The organism is Staphylococcus sp. LCT-H4, assembly GCF_001866145.1.
GTDB classification, from domain to species: domain Bacteria; phylum Bacillota; class Bacilli; order Staphylococcales; family Staphylococcaceae; genus Staphylococcus; species Staphylococcus succinus.
Genome location: NZ_MODY01000002.1, coordinates 78,489 through 93,494 on the forward strand (window position 1 = coordinate 78,489; position 15,006 = coordinate 93,494).

18 protein-coding genes are annotated in these 15,006 nt (G+C 34.0%); 13 read left to right on the forward strand and 5 right to left on the reverse strand.

Features of this window, described 5'->3' with window-relative positions:
- The gene (locus BK821_RS05290) at positions 1–360 is read right to left on the reverse strand and encodes a YojF family protein (protein WP_046837751.1); all 360 of its coding nucleotides are present in this window, start codon (positions 358–360) and stop codon (positions 1–3) included.
- Positions 361–735: 375 nt separating this feature from the next.
- Here BK821_RS05290 and nagB point away from each other — a divergent pair, with 375 nt between their 5' ends.
- The 8 genes from nagB to BK821_RS05330 all read left to right on the forward strand — a co-directional run bounded on the left by nagB (position 736) and on the right by BK821_RS05330 (position 7,723).
- A complete protein-coding gene (gene nagB, locus BK821_RS05295; protein ID WP_046837752.1) occupies positions 736–1,464 on the forward strand; it encodes a glucosamine-6-phosphate deaminase in 729 nt (242 codons plus the stop codon).
- 119 nt (positions 1,465–1,583) lie between these two features.
- Positions 1,584–2,216 (forward strand): 3-hexulose-6-phosphate synthase, encoded by a 633-nt coding sequence (gene hxlA / locus BK821_RS05300; protein WP_046837753.1) that lies wholly within the window; start codon positions 1,584–1,586, stop codon positions 2,214–2,216.
- Between the two features lies 1 nt (position 2,217).
- Positions 2,218–2,766, forward strand: coding sequence for a 6-phospho-3-hexuloisomerase (hxlB, locus tag BK821_RS05305; protein WP_046837754.1), 549 nt, complete (start codon positions 2,218–2,220; stop codon positions 2,764–2,766).
- Between the two features lie 243 nt (positions 2,767–3,009).
- Positions 3,010–4,383, forward strand: a complete 1,374-nt coding sequence (locus BK821_RS05310; protein ID WP_046837755.1) for an AMP-binding protein — start codon at positions 3,010–3,012, stop codon at positions 4,381–4,383.
- Entirely contained in the window at positions 4,380–5,522 is a 1,143-nt protein-coding gene (locus BK821_RS05315) for a thiolase family protein (RefSeq protein ID WP_071331380.1), read from the forward strand. The genes BK821_RS05310 and BK821_RS05315 overlap by 4 nt, the downstream gene beginning before the upstream one ends.
- On the forward strand, positions 5,494–5,880 hold the full coding sequence (locus BK821_RS05320; protein WP_071331381.1) for a hypothetical protein: 387 nt from the start codon (positions 5,494–5,496) through the stop codon (positions 5,878–5,880). Before BK821_RS05315 ends, BK821_RS05320 begins: the two co-directional genes overlap by 29 nt.
- Positions 5,858–6,121 carry a hypothetical protein gene (locus tag BK821_RS05325; RefSeq protein WP_071331382.1) on the forward strand — a complete coding sequence of 88 codons (264 nt, stop codon included), beginning with the start codon at positions 5,858–5,860 and terminating at the stop codon, positions 6,119–6,121. The genes BK821_RS05320 and BK821_RS05325 overlap by 23 nt, the downstream gene beginning before the upstream one ends.
- Positions 6,122–6,310: 189 nt before the next feature.
- Positions 6,311–7,723, forward strand: coding sequence for an MFS transporter (locus BK821_RS05330; protein WP_046837759.1), 1,413 nt, complete (start codon positions 6,311–6,313; stop codon positions 7,721–7,723).
- A gap of 401 nt (positions 7,724–8,124) precedes the next feature.
- Here the strand turns inward: BK821_RS05330 and vraX are convergent, their stop codons facing one another.
- Positions 8,125–8,295 (reverse strand): C1q-binding complement inhibitor VraX, encoded by a 171-nt coding sequence (vraX, locus tag BK821_RS13455; RefSeq protein ID WP_046837760.1) that lies wholly within the window; start codon positions 8,293–8,295, stop codon positions 8,125–8,127.
- A gap of 279 nt (positions 8,296–8,574) precedes the next feature.
- Here vraX and isaB point away from each other — a divergent pair, with 279 nt between their 5' ends.
- Positions 8,575–9,084, forward strand: coding sequence for an immunodominant staphylococcal antigen IsaB family protein (gene isaB / locus BK821_RS05335; protein WP_046837761.1), 510 nt, complete (start codon positions 8,575–8,577; stop codon positions 9,082–9,084).
- Between the two features lie 124 nt (positions 9,085–9,208).
- On the opposite strand, the gene thiD is transcribed toward isaB, so the two are convergent.
- Positions 9,209–10,039 carry a bifunctional hydroxymethylpyrimidine kinase/phosphomethylpyrimidine kinase gene (thiD, locus tag BK821_RS05340; RefSeq protein WP_046837762.1) on the reverse strand — a complete coding sequence of 277 codons (831 nt, stop codon included), beginning with the start codon at positions 10,037–10,039 and terminating at the stop codon, positions 9,209–9,211.
- A 317-nt stretch (positions 10,040–10,356) separates the two neighbouring features.
- On the opposite strand from thiD, the gene BK821_RS05345 reads away from it, so the two are divergent.
- The 4 genes from BK821_RS05345 (at position 10,357) to BK821_RS05360 (ending at position 13,334) form a co-directional block, all read left to right on the forward strand.
- Positions 10,357–11,013 carry a uracil-DNA glycosylase gene (locus BK821_RS05345; RefSeq protein ID WP_071331383.1) on the forward strand — a complete coding sequence of 219 codons (657 nt, stop codon included), beginning with the start codon at positions 10,357–10,359 and terminating at the stop codon, positions 11,011–11,013.
- Positions 11,014–11,015: 2 nt separating this feature from the next.
- On the forward strand, positions 11,016–11,402 hold the full coding sequence (locus tag BK821_RS05350; RefSeq protein WP_046837040.1) for a DUF5327 family protein: 387 nt from the start codon (positions 11,016–11,018) through the stop codon (positions 11,400–11,402).
- Between the two features lie 25 nt (positions 11,403–11,427).
- Positions 11,428–11,790, forward strand: coding sequence for a DUF423 domain-containing protein (locus BK821_RS05355; RefSeq protein WP_101117528.1), 363 nt, complete (start codon positions 11,428–11,430; stop codon positions 11,788–11,790).
- 62 nt (positions 11,791–11,852) lie between these two features.
- The gene (locus BK821_RS05360; protein ID WP_046837042.1) at positions 11,853–13,334 is read left to right on the forward strand and encodes an APC family permease; all 1,482 of its coding nucleotides are present in this window, start codon (positions 11,853–11,855) and stop codon (positions 13,332–13,334) included.
- A gap of 374 nt (positions 13,335–13,708) precedes the next feature.
- Here BK821_RS05360 and BK821_RS05365 read toward each other — a convergent pair whose 3' ends face one another.
- Both BK821_RS05365 and BK821_RS05370 read right to left on the reverse strand, forming a co-directional pair.
- Positions 13,709–14,161 carry a threonine/serine exporter family protein gene (locus BK821_RS05365; protein WP_046837043.1) on the reverse strand — a complete coding sequence of 151 codons (453 nt, stop codon included), beginning with the start codon at positions 14,159–14,161 and terminating at the stop codon, positions 13,709–13,711.
- An 11-nt stretch (positions 14,162–14,172) separates the two neighbouring features.
- Positions 14,173–14,946, reverse strand: coding sequence for a threonine/serine exporter family protein (locus BK821_RS05370; protein WP_046837044.1), 774 nt, complete (start codon positions 14,944–14,946; stop codon positions 14,173–14,175).
- Between the last annotated feature and the right edge of the window lie 60 nt (positions 14,947–15,006).

Consider the following 15,006-nt stretch of genomic DNA (forward strand, 5'->3'; position numbering starts at 1 on the left):
TTATACTTGAAACGGTTGCGTACTAATTTCTAGAGCAGCAGCAAGTTGACCTTCATAGTTAAAACCTGCTAATAGAAATTCACCGTTATCATTAACTTCATAGTGCGTTAATCCTTGAACATAGACCCAACCATTATCTTTAAGTTTAAGTCCTACACGATAAGGGTCTTTGTTACCACCTTTAAGTTGTGCATGTTCGTAAGTAACTTGGATGTTTCTTAAAAAAGTTCCTGCATTAAATACACGTTGGTCAAAGTGTGCAGCGTATGCACCGTTTGTGGTTTCGACATGTAAGTATACAGGCTGATTTGCATATGAAGAAAGTAAATCTTGTACTTTTTCCGTATTTATTTGTTCCAAAATTTTGCCTCCTTGCTTTCATAACCTAACACTACAAAATTCAATTATAGTCATTGCTTTACGCAATTATTTTAGAATATATAAGTCTACCTTATAGTTTAAACTGACTTGTATACATTTTCTACCAGTAATGTGAATTTTATATATAACAAGCGCAATTTATTTTAAGATTATTTATCTATTCTACTAAAAACCACACCAGAAATGTATAACTCTGCTCAATTATTTATAAAAGAATTTATATTTAGCTTAAAATGATTAGGGAAATCTATTTCTGTCAAATATATCATAGACACATATAATGAATATATGTAAGTAGTATGACATACTAAAAATATAGAAATGCTTTTATTACATGTTTAGGGGGCAGAAATAATGAATATAACTAATTTAGGTACAAGAGACTATGCATCTTTTTATGTAGCCTGTGAATTATATAAACAAATAACACAGCATCCCCATAGTAAATTAGGGTTAGCTACTGGAGGTACGATGATAGAAGTTTATCGTTTTTTGGTAGAGTTACTTTCTCGTAATAATATAGATGTTTCTGGAATTGAAACATTTAATTTAGATGAATATGTTGGGTTGGTTGATAATCATGAAGAAAGTTACCATTATTATATGAATGAAAATCTATTCAAACGTTATCCTCATTTTAATGCCTCCCTTATACATTTACCTAATGGCAATGCTGAATGTCTAGATGAAGAGGCACAAAGGTACGAAACGCTTATCAATCAACAAGGACCTGTTGATATTCAAATTTTAGGCATAGGTGAAAATGGACATATTGGTTTTAATGAGCCAGGCACAGATATAAATAGTCGGACGCACATCGTGGACTTAACTTATAGTACGATCAAAGCTAATAGCCGTTACTTTGAAGATGAGGCAGAAGTTCCGAAACAAGCTATTTCCATGGGCTTATCAACTATAATGCAGGCAAAGAAAATTATTTTGTTAGCTTTTGGTGAAAAAAAGAGCGTAGCAATTAAAAAGTTATTACAAACTAAGTCAGATTCCCAATTTCCAGCATCTATATTACACACACACCCTAATGTCGAAGTATATGTCGATGATGCATCAGCACAACAACTATAAATTCGTTTAATATAACGCACTTTGGGTAAACATTTTGTGTGAAAGTATTTGATGTTTCATGATGCAATATGGGTTATTAAGTTATTAATGATACATTAATTCAAGAAGGGATGATCATATTGGAATTACAACTTGCAATTGACTTATTAAATAAAGAAGAGGCAGCAGAACTTGCCAATAAGGTTAAAGATTATGTTGATATTGTAGAAATTGGCACGCCAATCGTTATTAATGAAGGATTACCTGCAGTACAATATTTAGATGATAACATTGAAGGCGTTAAAGTATTAGCAGATTTGAAAATTATGGATGCAGCAGATTATGAAGTTAGTCAGGCAATAAAATATGGTGCTGACGTTATAACAATTTTAGGTGTGGCTGAAGATGCTTCAATAAAAGGTGCAGTAGAAGAAGCACATAAAAATGGTAAAGAATTATTAGTAGACATGATTGCAGTACAAGATTTAAAACAACGTGCTAAAGAATTGGATGCCTTAGGCGCAGATTATATTGCGGTTCATACTGGATATGATTTACAAGCAGAAGGAGAATCCCCACTAGAAAGTTTACGCCAAGTTAAATCAGTAATTACGAATTCTAAAGTTGCAGTAATTGGTGGTATCAAACCAGATACAATTGAAGAAGTTGTTGCAGAGAATCCTGATTTAGTTGTAGTAGGTGGCGGTATCGCCAATGCCGATGATCCTGTTGAAGCAGCAAAACAGTGTAAAGCTGCGATTGAAGGAAAATAATATGAGTGAAATTACAAATTATCGTTTAATCTTAGATGAATTGGATCATACATTGTCTCACGTTAGAGATAGTGAAGCGCAAGCGTTTTTAACTCAAGTGGTTAATGCAAACCAAGTATTTGTCTCAGGAAAAGGGCGTTCAGGTTTCGTTGCAAACAGTTTTGCAATGCGTCTGAACCAGTTAGGTAAGTATGCGCATGTTGTTGGAGAATCTACTACACCTTCAATTACTGAGAATGATATATTTATAATTATTTCAGGATCGGGTTCTACGGAGCATTTAAAATTATTAGCGGATAAAGCGAAATCTATAGGTGCTGAGGTCGTATTATTAACGACGAATCCAGCATCAGCCATTGGTCAACTTGCTAGTTCTATTATTGAATTGCCTGCAGGTACCAAGTATGATGCTGAAGGTTCAACACAACCATTAGGTAGTTTGTTTGAACAAGCGGCGCAAATATTTTTAGATAGCATTGTGTTAGACTTAATGTCTGAACTCAATATTGATGAAGAAACAATGCAACAAAACCACGCAAATTTAGAATAGGTGGTTATATCTCAAAGCATTAACAATATTTATATTGTTAATGCTTTTTAAATACATAGAATCGGAATAGTTACCCAATTTTACTTTGTTAATAACTTATAGGCGAATGCATGAGCTATTGTTAATAGTTTCTGTAGAAAAAAAGGGAATATTATTGAAGTAGTCACCACCAAATTAAGAAGATATTTTAATTTAGTAATGTTAATATAAAATATATAAAAGTTTACAAAATGGTGTGATTAGATGTTAGAACTGTTAAATAAAATGAGACAACATGCACGGGTGCAACCCAGCCAGTGTGCATTAAAATTTGAACAATCTGCTGTGAGTTATCAAACATTAGAACAAAATGTTCAGCAGTGCGCGCAATCGTTATATGAAATTCCGAGACAGAGTTATGTAGCATTAATTATAGAAGATCCGTTACAAACAATTACTTATTATTTAGCTTTGTTAGAAAAGGACTGTATTCCGTGTTTATTAGATTATAGGTGGTCGCAACAACAAATAGATACTTTAATAAGCTATTATGGAATGTCTTTTATTATTGATAGTAATAATCAAGTTATCAAGATGATGAAGCAAGATAGTAAATTAATTAAGCAAGATGCGACATTATTACATGTTGGATTTACATCCGGAACAACCGGTTTGCCAAAAGCCTATTACCGTAACGAGCTTTCATGGATTTATTCATTTGAACAGAATGACAAGCTCTTTGATACAACGGTAGATGTGATAGTTGCACCAGGGCCTTTGTCTCATTCGTTATCTTTATACGCATGTATCTATGCATTGTATAGTGGGAGAACATTTATAGGACAAACGCACTTTGATGCGACTAATTTATTACATTCTATACAGCTTCTTAAGTGTAAGCATGTGGCTATGTTTTTAGTACCTACAATGTTAGAAGCATACACTGCGCATCGTACAGTGATATATCAGCGGCATTATATTTTTACAACGGGGGATAAGCTCCAATATAAAATTAGAAATAGAGTAGAACAACTTCTACCTAATGCTAGTTTAATAGAGTTTTTTGGTACCTCTGAAGCAAGTTTTATTAGCTATAATTACCATGATAAAGCTCCTCTTTATTCCGTAGGCATGCCTTTTGAGAATGTGAATATCCAATTAATCAATCGAGATGAAAAGGGGGTAGGTTTATTAAATATTCAAAGTAATATGGCGTTCAGTGGTTATGTTGGTGACGAAGATTCAGAAAAAGAATGGATAGAAACCGGAGACTTTGCTTCACTTGATAAACAAGGATATTTATTTTTACACGGTCGCAAATATGACCGTATGATTATTGGCGGAAGCAATGTTTATCCTACTGAAGTTGAACGTGTGGCGCAATCCTATGAATATTTTGATGAGGTGTTAGTTATTGGAGTACCTCATGCAAAATTTGGAGAAATTTCAGTTTTACTTTACACAGGTGATATAAAGGTATCATACCGAGCATGTAAAACCTTTTTATCAAAGCATTTAGCACGGTATCAAATACCATCGAAACTAATTAAAGTAGATAAAATGGAATACACACAAAGTGGTAAAATCGCACGTAAGCAAATGAAACAGCGCTATTTAGAAGGAGGATTTAACTCATGAAAGAAGCGGTTATCGTAGCAGCTAAAAGAACGGCTTTCGGTAAATATGGAGGAATGGTTAAACATTTAGAACCTGAACAATTATTAAAACCTTTGTTTAACCATTTCAAAGATGTGCATCCACAGGTTATGTTAGCGATAGATGATGTCATTTTGGGAAATGTTACTGGCAACGGAGGAAATATAGCGAGGAAGTCATTACTAGAAGCTGGATTAAATCAACAAATTCCTGGCGTGACAATTGATAGACAGTGTGGTTCAGGGTTAGATGCTGTTATTCATGCCTGTCGGATGATTCAAGCAGGTGCAGGTACAATATTCATAGCAGGTGGTGTTGAGAGTATCAGTCGCGCACCGTGGAAAATTAAAAGGCCACAATCTATATATGAGACATATTTACCTGAGTTCTATGAGAGAGCTTCCTTTGCTCCAGAGGGACAAGACCCATCAATGATAGAAGCGGCAGAGAAAGTAGCTCATGTATATCAAGTGCCACGAGAAGCACAGGATGATTATGCCTGGAAAAGTCATAGAAAAGCTATAGCAGCATATGAAAATCAAACTATTTCTCGAGAGATACTGCCTTTTAATGTCAATGGCAAAGTGTTTAACAAAGATGAAAGTATAAAACCTAAATTAACTCAGCGGACTTTATCTCGTTTGAAACCGATGTTACCTAATGGAACAATCACAGTGGGAAATTGCTGTATGAAGAATGATGGCGCGGTCTTACTAATGGTGATGGAAAAGGAAACTGCTCATGATTATGGATTTAAGTCAGGTTTAGATTTTATAGACAGTAGTACAGTCGGTGTTGATCCAACATTATTAGGTATAGGACCTGTACCAGCAGTTTCGAAATTATTGAAAAGGCAAAACTATGCAATAGAGGATATCGATGCATTCGAGTTAAATGAAGCTTTTGCCTCTCAAGTAATAGCAAGTCAGCATGCACTAAACATACCAGAAGTGAAACTAAACATCTATGGTGGTGCAATTGCCACAGGGCATCCCTATGGTGCAAGTGGTGCAGCGTTAGTAACAAGATTATTTTACATGGAACAACACCATAGAACAATTGCAACGATGGGCATTGGAGGGGGAATGGGTAATGCAACCTTATTTGAACGATGGTCATGAAGTATTAGAAATTATGTTTGATGAAATAGAAGTACAAACATATAATCATTTGTTTAAGATTCAACCATCAACTATAGTTCCATCTTTATTTTGCGCACGATTGTGGTCAGAATTTCAACTGTTCCAACCGTTTTTACGTCAAAACATATTGTTGAGGGAAACTAAAATTGACCAAAGGGCAACAGTTCATATAAACGAAAAGTACAATGCCCACATGTATTTTTTAGGAAAACAAAAAGTGCGTCAATTTATGAAATATACCTTTAAATTAGAAATAAATAAAAATAAAGAAAATTGTATTTCTATTACACAAATATTTTTGGAGGATATTTCAAATGATGCAAATTACCCCCTATGAAGTGAAAACATATTTACAACTTATAAAAGATGAAAATCCAATACATAATCATATAGTACCTGGACAAATGATAGTGCAAATCGTTTTTGCAAAGCTGAAATTAAATTGGAGTGCTTATAAAATAAAGTACATTGAAAGTGTTGAAGTAAGTGAGTTTATTCATTTTGAGTATATTGAAAATGAGAAGGTAATTGTTTCGGATCTTGATAAGAGGGTAAAAATCCACATCCTTAAAAATTAAATGACAGCGTATTTTTATATAGTGTTGATTTATTAAAAAAAGTAAATGTGATTACTTTTTTCTTTTTTATTCTAATTTATTGCTTTTTGAATAGAAATAATAAAATAAAAAAATAGAAAATTGTATTCAATTTGACAAAATAAATTAACTACGTATAATAATATAACATGTTAAAGGAGTGACATGTTCATGGATTATGACAAGGATTTTGATAAAAGTAACATAAATAAGGTGGATCCTAAAGCTGCTAAAAAGACTGTGTTTGCTACAGGTATTGGCAATGCTATGGAATGGTTTGACTTTGGCCTATATTCTTATTTAGCAGTTATACTCGGACAAAACTTTTTCAGTTCGGTAGAAAATGATCAACTCAAAACAATTTTTACATTTGCGACATTTGCAATTGCGTTCCTACTTAGACCAGTAGGTGGGATTATCTTTGGTATGATTGGAGATAAATACGGTAGGAAAGTAGTATTAACCACAACAATTATTATGATGGCATTCTCAACGCTACTCATTGGTTTATTACCTACATATGATCAAATTGGTGTTTGGGCCCCAATATTACTCTTACTTGGTAGAGTATTACAAGGATTCTCAACAGGTGGAGAATATGCAGGCGCAATGGTGTATGTAGCAGAGTCTACGCCAGATAAAAAACGAAATACGCTTGGTTCTGGCCTTGAAATAGGAACATTATCAGGTTATATAGCAGCATCAGTATTAAGTGGTTTATTATTCTATTTCTTAAGTGATGACCAAATGGCATCATGGGGTTGGAGAATTCCATTTATACTTGGTTTATTCTTAGGTATTTTTGGTTTCTATTTAAGAAGAAAACTAGAAGAATCACCAGTTTATGAAAATGAAATAGCAACTAAAACAAAGAGAGACAACGTAGGTTTCTTAACAATTGTAAGATATTATTATAAAGATATATTGGTATGTTTCGTAGCAGTAGCCTTCTTTAATTGTACAAACTATATGGTAACGTCTTATATGCCGTCGTATTTACAAGAAATTGTAAACCTTGATAGTACAACAGTTTCTTTACTTATTACATTGGTTATGGCTGTAATGATACCATTAGCATTAATGTTTGGTAGAATTGCTGATAAAATAGGTGAGAAAAAAGTATTTTTAATTGGTTTAATTGGTACAGCAGTATTTAGTGTAATCTCATTCTCATTATTCCAATCTTCATCATTAGTGTTAATTTGTGTAGGAATCTTTATCTTAGGCTTTTTCTTATCAACTTATGAAGCGACTATGCCGGGTTCATTACCTACAATGTTCTACACACATATTAGATATAGAACATTAGCTGTGACTTTTAATGTATCCGTATCATTATTTGGTGGTACAACACCATTAATTGCTTCTTCATTAGTAGCTAAGACAGGTGATCCATTATCTCCTGCGTATTACTTGGCAGCAATTAGTGTGATAGGTATTATAGTCATTTCATTGTTACATGTGAGTACTTCAGGTAAATCACTCAAAGGTTCTTATCCAAATGTAGAAACTGATAAAGAAGCTGAGTATTATGCAAATAATCCTGATAAAGCTATGTGGTGGGCAAAAGATAAGCGCGTATAATTAAAATAAAGCATAAAATGTGTTCTCGACTCGAACTTAGTTCGAGTCTTTTTTTATTTTTAAAATAATAGAATGTTGATGAACACGGTGATTTTTATGTTATGTAACCATAATAAATGTTTTTTGCATATAAAAAAGAGTGACGCATGAATTAGAATAGCTTCGAGGTTGCTCTCCAAGCCAAAACAAAGGGGACAATCTTTGTCTAATTCATGTGTCACTCATAAGGGGTGAGTGTTTATAAGGATGTGTTATTCAAAGTAATAGATAAGGGGACGGCCTATCTATACTTTGATTTGTTACCTTTTTAAGTTCTTATCGGGAGTTATTTGTATATCGTTTCTTCTAATTTTTTATTGCAATAGGACTTCTGTTGTCTCTTCGATGGATTGAAAATGCTTTTAATAACTCAATTTCATGTTATCAATATCATCTTCAAGTAGAGAGAGTAACTTATATAATTCGTTTTTGCTGAAGTTTTCATCGAATTTAACAGTTATCGCTTTGAAAGTTTTGGTGATAATTTCATATATGGGGTTACCATTTTCAAAAGCCTGTTTGTAGATAATCATGTTGTAATTCCCTCCTTTATCTCTCTACACTTATTATACTAATACATATATTAATCAATCACATGGGGCTTCCGTATCAACTTCATATCCGACTATCGTAGGACGAAGTAGTGAAATATTGAGAGAACAGTAAATTTCATAGCACGCATAGTAAATAATACAAAAGACGAAGCATTTAATTAGCTATTATATAAAATACACATTGCATATTTTGTAATATAGATGTAACATTGTAATTGAATAGTAATATTACTCTAAAAAGAAATGGAGTGGTGCTTTATGAACAAGATTGCTAAAGTAATGTTAGCAACTAGTATGGTATTCGGAACTGCACTTGGAGTAAGCATTACAGAAGGAAGTATCTCTCAGAATGAAGCGACTGCAACTACGACGCAATCCTCCTTTAGTTATTATGGATATACAGCAGATGGCGGCAAATTTGTGTTAAGTCAATCTTTTTATAATGGGTTAAATTCAGGGAATGTTACATTTAATGGTATTAAAGTAAACAGTCAATATGTAGCTCAGCCATCAGTTAAAATCATTAATGATCAAATTTTCCAACAAGTACATGGCGATAAAGCAAATTCAGTTGAATTTGATTTACAAGAGCATGCAGTTAGTTTAGAAGAAATGAGAGTGCAATTTGGAGCGAATTTCACATATCAGCCACCAATTCATGGTGAAAAGGTAAGTGCATCAGATGGCTTATATGAATATCAGGTTGGCGAGGGAAATATTATTTTTCATATGACTAATGGTTATGTGAAAAGTGTTACAGTATCTTAGAAGGTGAGCGAATGTAAAACCCCCACACTATATCAAATTACAGTGTGGGGGTTTACTATTAAATAATACGAGCAGAAGTCTATGTTTTCGCTTGTATCAACATATTAAAGTGAGATTATTATTTTTAAACTTCAGTCACTTCAATGTCAATATGTTCAATACGGTTGTATGCCCCGTGATCAACAGGTCCTACAAAATCATTCATTTTCCAACCATTTTTAATAGCAGATGCGACAAATGCTTTGGCTGCAATGACAGCTTCTTTTGGTGATTTTCCATTTGCCAAGTAAGCCGTAGTAGCAGCTGCAAAAGTACAACCAGCACCATGATTATAACTTTGTTGGAACATGTCTGTTGATAATTGATAGAATTGTGAGCCATCAAAATAAAGATCATATGATTTATCTTGATCTAGGGCTTTTCCACCTTTAATAATGACATGTTGTGCACCTTGTTTATGTATAACTTCAGCGGCTTTTTTCATGTCTTCAATAGTGTGTAGTGTTCCTAAGTTTGAAAGCTGTCCTGCTTCAAATAGATTGGGTGTTACGACAGTTGCTTTTGGTAATAAATGTTCAATCATCGCATCTGTATTTCCAGGATTCAATACTTCATTTTCCCCTTTACAGACCATAACAGGATCAACGACAAAGTAATTAGCACCGGACTCGATATATGCTTCACCAGCACGTTTAATGATTTCTTGCGTTCCTAACATACCTGTCTTTACAGCATCTGGACCGATTGAAATTGCTGTTTCTAATTGTTTCTCGAATACATCAAATGGAATTGGAGTCACATCGTGAGACCAAGTTGCCTTATCCATTGTAACGATTGAGGTAAGTGCTACAATGCCGTATGTGTTTAGCTCTTGAAAAGTTTTTAAATCTGCTTGCATACCTGCACCAGCGCTCGTATCTGAACCAGCAATTGTTAATGTTTTTTTCAATGCCATGAATCTTCACTCCCTAAATATCTTTTAATATATCATATCACGTTTGTCGAGTATTCTAAATATGTAGTTATTGTTATATAAGCGTTAAAATAAGACCTTGAAATTAATTTTTTGATAGGATAATTGGAAGGTTTGTATGCCATATGACTAGAACGCATGAGTGCATAAGAACCACTAATCTCAATAAATTGAGAAGTGTAAAAAGGAATACGTGAGCCAAGGCTCATGCATAAGAACCACTAATCTCAATAAATTGAGAAGTGGTTCTAACTTACGTAATTGGGATATGTTAATATATTAAATGAGGTGAGACGCATATGGAATGGTCAGATGTTTTTCATGAAATTACCACGAAACATGATTTTAGTGCTATGCATGATTTTCTAGAAAAAGAATATACGACAGAAATCATATATCCAGATAGAGATAATATATATCAGGCTTTTGATCTAACACCATTTGAGCATGTGAAGGTTGTCATATTAGGTCAAGATCCCTATCATGGGCCAAATCAAGCGCATGGTTTAGCATTTTCAGTACAACCAGATGCCAAATTTCCACCTTCACTCAAAAATATGTATAAAGAGCTTGAAGATGATTTAGGTTGTAAAAGGACTACGCCTCATTTACAAGATTGGGCTCAAGAAGGGGTCTTGTTGCTGAATACAGTACTTACCGTTCGCCAAGGTGAGGCGCATTCACATAAAAATATTGGTTGGGAAACCTTTACTGATGAAGTAATAACAGCTGTTTCTAAGAAGTTATCCAATGTTGTGTTCATTTTATGGGGAAAACCCGCACAGCAGAAAATTAAATTAATTGATACTGCGAAACATCATGTTATTCAGTCACCGCACCCCAGTCCATTATCTGCTTATCGAGGTTTCTTTGGTTCTAAACCATATTCACAAACGAATATGTACTTGCAAGAAAAGGGGATGACTCCTATAAATTGGTGTGAAAGTGAGGAATAAAAATGGAAAAAGAGAAAATTATACAATTGATTGAACAAGAACTAGTGCAAGCAGATGAAGCACATAACAGTGTAGAGTTTGAAAAGCATATGTATGCCATTCACACACTTACCGGTCTTATTACACATACGTCAAATCAAACTTATAAAGATAATAATATGTCTTCAGTATCTAACTCATTCAAATCGACATCTCAAAGCAATATGGATAATCCAGTGTCTCAAACAAAGCAAAATCATCACGGAATATCTGCTGAAGAGCTTCGCGCAATGGGTGGGAATGTAACGTCACAAGCACAACCGCATACAGTTTCAGATACCTCACTTTCATCTAATAAGTTAGTAACTGATGATGAAATAGGAAATGGCGATTCAATTTTTGATTTTTAAATTTGGAAGGATGTAATTTAATATGATGAAAGTGTTTATAATATTAGGTGCACTAAATGCAATGATGGCAGTAGGAACAGGAGCCTTCGGTGCACATGGATTAGAAAATAAATTATCAGAGAAATATATGTCAGTTTGGGAAAAGGCAACTACTTATCAAATGTATCATGGTCTAGGGTTAATAGCTCTTGGCATAATTAGTGGTACTACTTCTATCAATGTTAATTGGTCAGGCTGGTTATTATTCTTTGGTATTGTATTTTTCAGTGGCTCTCTCTATATTTTAGCATTAACACAAATTCGTATACTTGGTGCCGTTACACCAATCGGAGGGGTTTTATTTATCGTTGGTTGGTTAATGCTCGTCATCGGAACGTTTAAATTATAAAAATATAATTGTTTAAGAAATCGCCTTGGGGTTATAATACAACCCTGAGGTGAATTTTATTTATGAGTGAAAATAACAATCAAGTCGATAGAGGCGATTTAAAGCAAAACTTATCTGAAAAATTTGTGTGGGCAATTGCTTATGGTTCATGCATAGGATGGGGAGCATTTATTCTACCTGGTGACTGGATAGGACAATCTGGTCCTATATCTGCAGCAATAGGTATTGTCATTGGTGCTTTATTAATGATACTTATCGCAGTAAGTTATGGTGCATTAGTTGAACGTTTTCCAGTTTCTGGTGGCGCATTTGCATTTAGTTTTTTAGGTTTTGGAAGATACGTAAGTTTCTTTTCTTCCTGGTTTTTAACGTTTGGGTACATTTGTGTTGTAGCGTTAAACGCAACAGCATTTAGTTTATTAATCAAATTTTTATTGCCGGATCTTTTGGAGACTGGCAAGCTTTACACGATTGCAGGATGGGACGTTTATATTACTGAAATACTTATTGCATCAGTTTTATTAATCGTCTTTATGTTCATTGCTATTAAAGGCTCTAGTGTGTCGGGATCATTGCAGTTTTACTTCTGTGTGGCAATGGTTATTACAATCTTACTATTGTTTTTCGGATCATTTTTTGGCAGTAATTTTTCTTTAGAACATTTACAGCCGTTAACAAATGAAAAGCAAGGTTGGTTTACCTCCATTATTATGATTGTGGCAGTGGCGCCATGGGCATATGTTGGTTTTGACAATATTCCTCAAACAGCAGAAGAATTTGATTTTTCACCTAATAAGACTTTTAAATTAATCGTTTATAGTTTGTTTGCTGCAGCACTTACTTATGTATTGATGATACTTTATACAAGTTGGTTAAGTACTTCTTCTACAAGCTTAAATGGTAATTTATGGTTAACTGGTGCAGTAACACAAGATGCTTTTGGTTATATCGGTTTAGCTGTATTAGCTATCGCAATAATAATGGGAATATTTACAGGATTAAATGGATTCTTAATGAGTTCTAGTCGCTTGCTATTTTCAATGGGGCGTTCAGGCATCATGCCTTCGATATTCAGTAAGTTACATAAGAAATATAAAACGCCATATGTGGCAATTATTTTCTTAGTGGTTATTACGTTAATTGCACCATGGTTAGGACGTACAGCATTAACATGGATTGTTGACATGTCTTCGACAGGCGTATCTATTGCATACTTTATTACTTGTTTATCAGCAGCTAAACTTTTTAGTTATAAAAAATCGAGTAACACATATGGTCCAGTATACAAGACATTTGCAATCATAGGCACAATTGTATCATTTGTATTCTTACTCCTACTTTTAGTTCCTGGTTCGCCAGCTTCACTTTCGGCGCCGTCTTACATTGCGTTAGGTGGTTGGTTAGTGATAGGTCTTATATTCTTTGTAGTACGTTATCCGAAGTTGAAAAAAATGGATAATGATAAACTGAGCAGACTTATTTTGAATCGAACAGAAGATGAAGTGGAAATATTAATCAATGAAAATAAAGGAGATAAAGCATAGTATTTAAGATTTCCAGAGTTTAAAACATGTTATTTACATGTGATGGTTATAACTTGTGCTATTTTTAAAAGCCAACAAAGTTCATATACTTTGTTGGCTTTTAATTCGTATATTGTTTTACCAGATATGTAGAGCTGTCATGATGCTTCCTATTAGGAATGTGTAGTAGGTATAAATATGATTGAGAATGTTAGAGAAAGTGTAGCTACTATAGTAACAGCAATATGCTAGATTCAATGCACAATTCTTGGTGCATATCACAGAGGATTTTTAAATATCAATAAGTACTTGTTTAAGAAATGCAAATCAAAAAGCGATTCAGTCCGCTAAGGGTTGAGTCGCTTTTTGGTTTGCATTAAATAAAGCGTTGTATTTTAAATTCGTTTTTTTCGTTTTGTATTCCCAGAAATAATGAGCTTTGAAATCTGATCGGCAAAAAGTAAACCTAATGCAATTGCACCAGCGATTAACATTACTTCTAATATGGTATTAATTGCTTTACTGAACTGCAATATTATAAGGTTTTTAGTGGCATCGAATGCCAGGCCACCTGGTACAAGTGGAATAATCCCTGGTATCATAAATAGAATTACGGGTTCCTTTTTTAATCGGGCCATAATGTGGCTTAAAAGTCCAAGTGCCAGACTGCCAAAAAAACTTGAGTATATGGTGTGTAATTGAAAGGCTTCGAAAAAAAGTGTATATATCATCCAACCACAAGCGCCTACAATGCCAACTGTATTATACAATCGTTTCGGCACATCAAATATGACACCGAAGAATAATGAAGCCGTATAACTAAATAATAAATTTAATATCCAAAACATAGGCATTGCTCCTAAAAAATAATGAGTATCGTACCAACGCCAGCCCCGATTCCGAAAGCAGTCACTAGAGCTTCTAAAGATTTAGTAGTAAACATTAACATATGACCAGCAAATAAATCTTGAATCGCATTTGTAATTAATACACCAGGTACAATAGGCATTACTGCCGCTATAATAATCGTTGATATCGAACCACCTGGTATGAAATAATGACCAGTTACAGCAAACAGTCCGATGACAAGAGCACCCATGAATTCGGGTATGAATTGTGTGTGTAATTTGCGATCTAATATTTCGACAACAATATAGCCAAAGGAACCAGCCACAAGGGTTGAAATTACGTCGACGAAATGACCAGCTTGTAAATATAAAAAGCTGATTGAAATGATTGCAGAAGCTATAAATTTGAAAAGTAAATCATGGTTTATACTTTGTTCCGTGTGAATCTGAGTTAGTTCTTGATAAGCATCTTCAAGAGAAAGGTTACCTAAGGATAATTGTCGAGAAACTTCATTTGTTCTTGAAATTCTATGGAGGTTAGTATCTCTCGTTTTTATCCTGAAAATTCTCGGGTATGACTCGTTGTGCAACACAAAATTTATGACTGTGTTTGTAACAAAGCTATGACTCTCTGTATAGCCTAACGTAGTTGAAATGCGTGTCATTGTATCTTCAACACGGGAGGCTTCGGCACCAGATTCAAGTAAAATTCTCCCAGCAAGTACGATAACATCTTTAATTAATCGTTCATCATAACCTTCTATATTTTGAGTGTATGTTGTCATTTAATCACCAATAATAAAGTATTTAACTAACGCAATGCTTAATGGAAACATTGGGTGGGA

Bases quoted from the DNA above. Each gene is read 5' to 3' on its own strand.
- nagB (WP_046837752.1), top strand. From the start codon at position 736: ATGAATATAACTAATTTAGGTACAAGAGACTATGCATCTTTTTATGTA.
- hxlB (WP_046837754.1), top strand. From the start codon at position 2,218: ATGAGTGAAATTACAAATTATCGTTTAATCTTAGATGAATTGGATCAT.
- BK821_RS05310 (WP_046837755.1), top strand. From the start codon at position 3,010: ATGTTAGAACTGTTAAATAAAATGAGACAACATGCACGGGTGCAACCC.
- BK821_RS05315 (WP_071331380.1), top strand. From the start codon at position 4,380: ATGAAAGAAGCGGTTATCGTAGCAGCTAAAAGAACGGCTTTCGGTAAA.
- BK821_RS05320 (WP_071331381.1), top strand. From the start codon at position 5,494: ATGCAACCTTATTTGAACGATGGTCATGAAGTATTAGAAATTATGTTT.
- BK821_RS05325 (WP_071331382.1), top strand. From the start codon at position 5,858: ATGATGCAAATTACCCCCTATGAAGTGAAAACATATTTACAACTTATA.
- BK821_RS05330 (WP_046837759.1), top strand. From the start codon at position 6,311: ATGGATTATGACAAGGATTTTGATAAAAGTAACATAAATAAGGTGGAT.
- vraX (WP_046837760.1), bottom strand. From the start codon at position 8,295: ATGATTATCTACAAACAGGCTTTTGAAAATGGTAACCCCATATATGAA.
- isaB (WP_046837761.1), top strand. From the start codon at position 8,575: ATGAACAAGATTGCTAAAGTAATGTTAGCAACTAGTATGGTATTCGGA.
- thiD (WP_046837762.1), bottom strand. From the start codon at position 10,039: ATGGCATTGAAAAAAACATTAACAATTGCTGGTTCAGATACGAGCGCT.
- BK821_RS05345 (WP_071331383.1), top strand. From the start codon at position 10,357: ATGGAATGGTCAGATGTTTTTCATGAAATTACCACGAAACATGATTTT.
- BK821_RS05350 (WP_046837040.1), top strand. From the start codon at position 11,016: ATGGAAAAAGAGAAAATTATACAATTGATTGAACAAGAACTAGTGCAA.
- BK821_RS05355 (WP_101117528.1), top strand. From the start codon at position 11,428: ATGAAAGTGTTTATAATATTAGGTGCACTAAATGCAATGATGGCAGTA.
- BK821_RS05360 (WP_046837042.1), top strand. From the start codon at position 11,853: ATGAGTGAAAATAACAATCAAGTCGATAGAGGCGATTTAAAGCAAAAC.
- BK821_RS05365 (WP_046837043.1), bottom strand. From the start codon at position 14,161: ATGTTTTGGATATTAAATTTATTATTTAGTTATACGGCTTCATTATTC.
- BK821_RS05370 (WP_046837044.1), bottom strand. From the start codon at position 14,946: ATGACAACATACACTCAAAATATAGAAGGTTATGATGAACGATTAATT.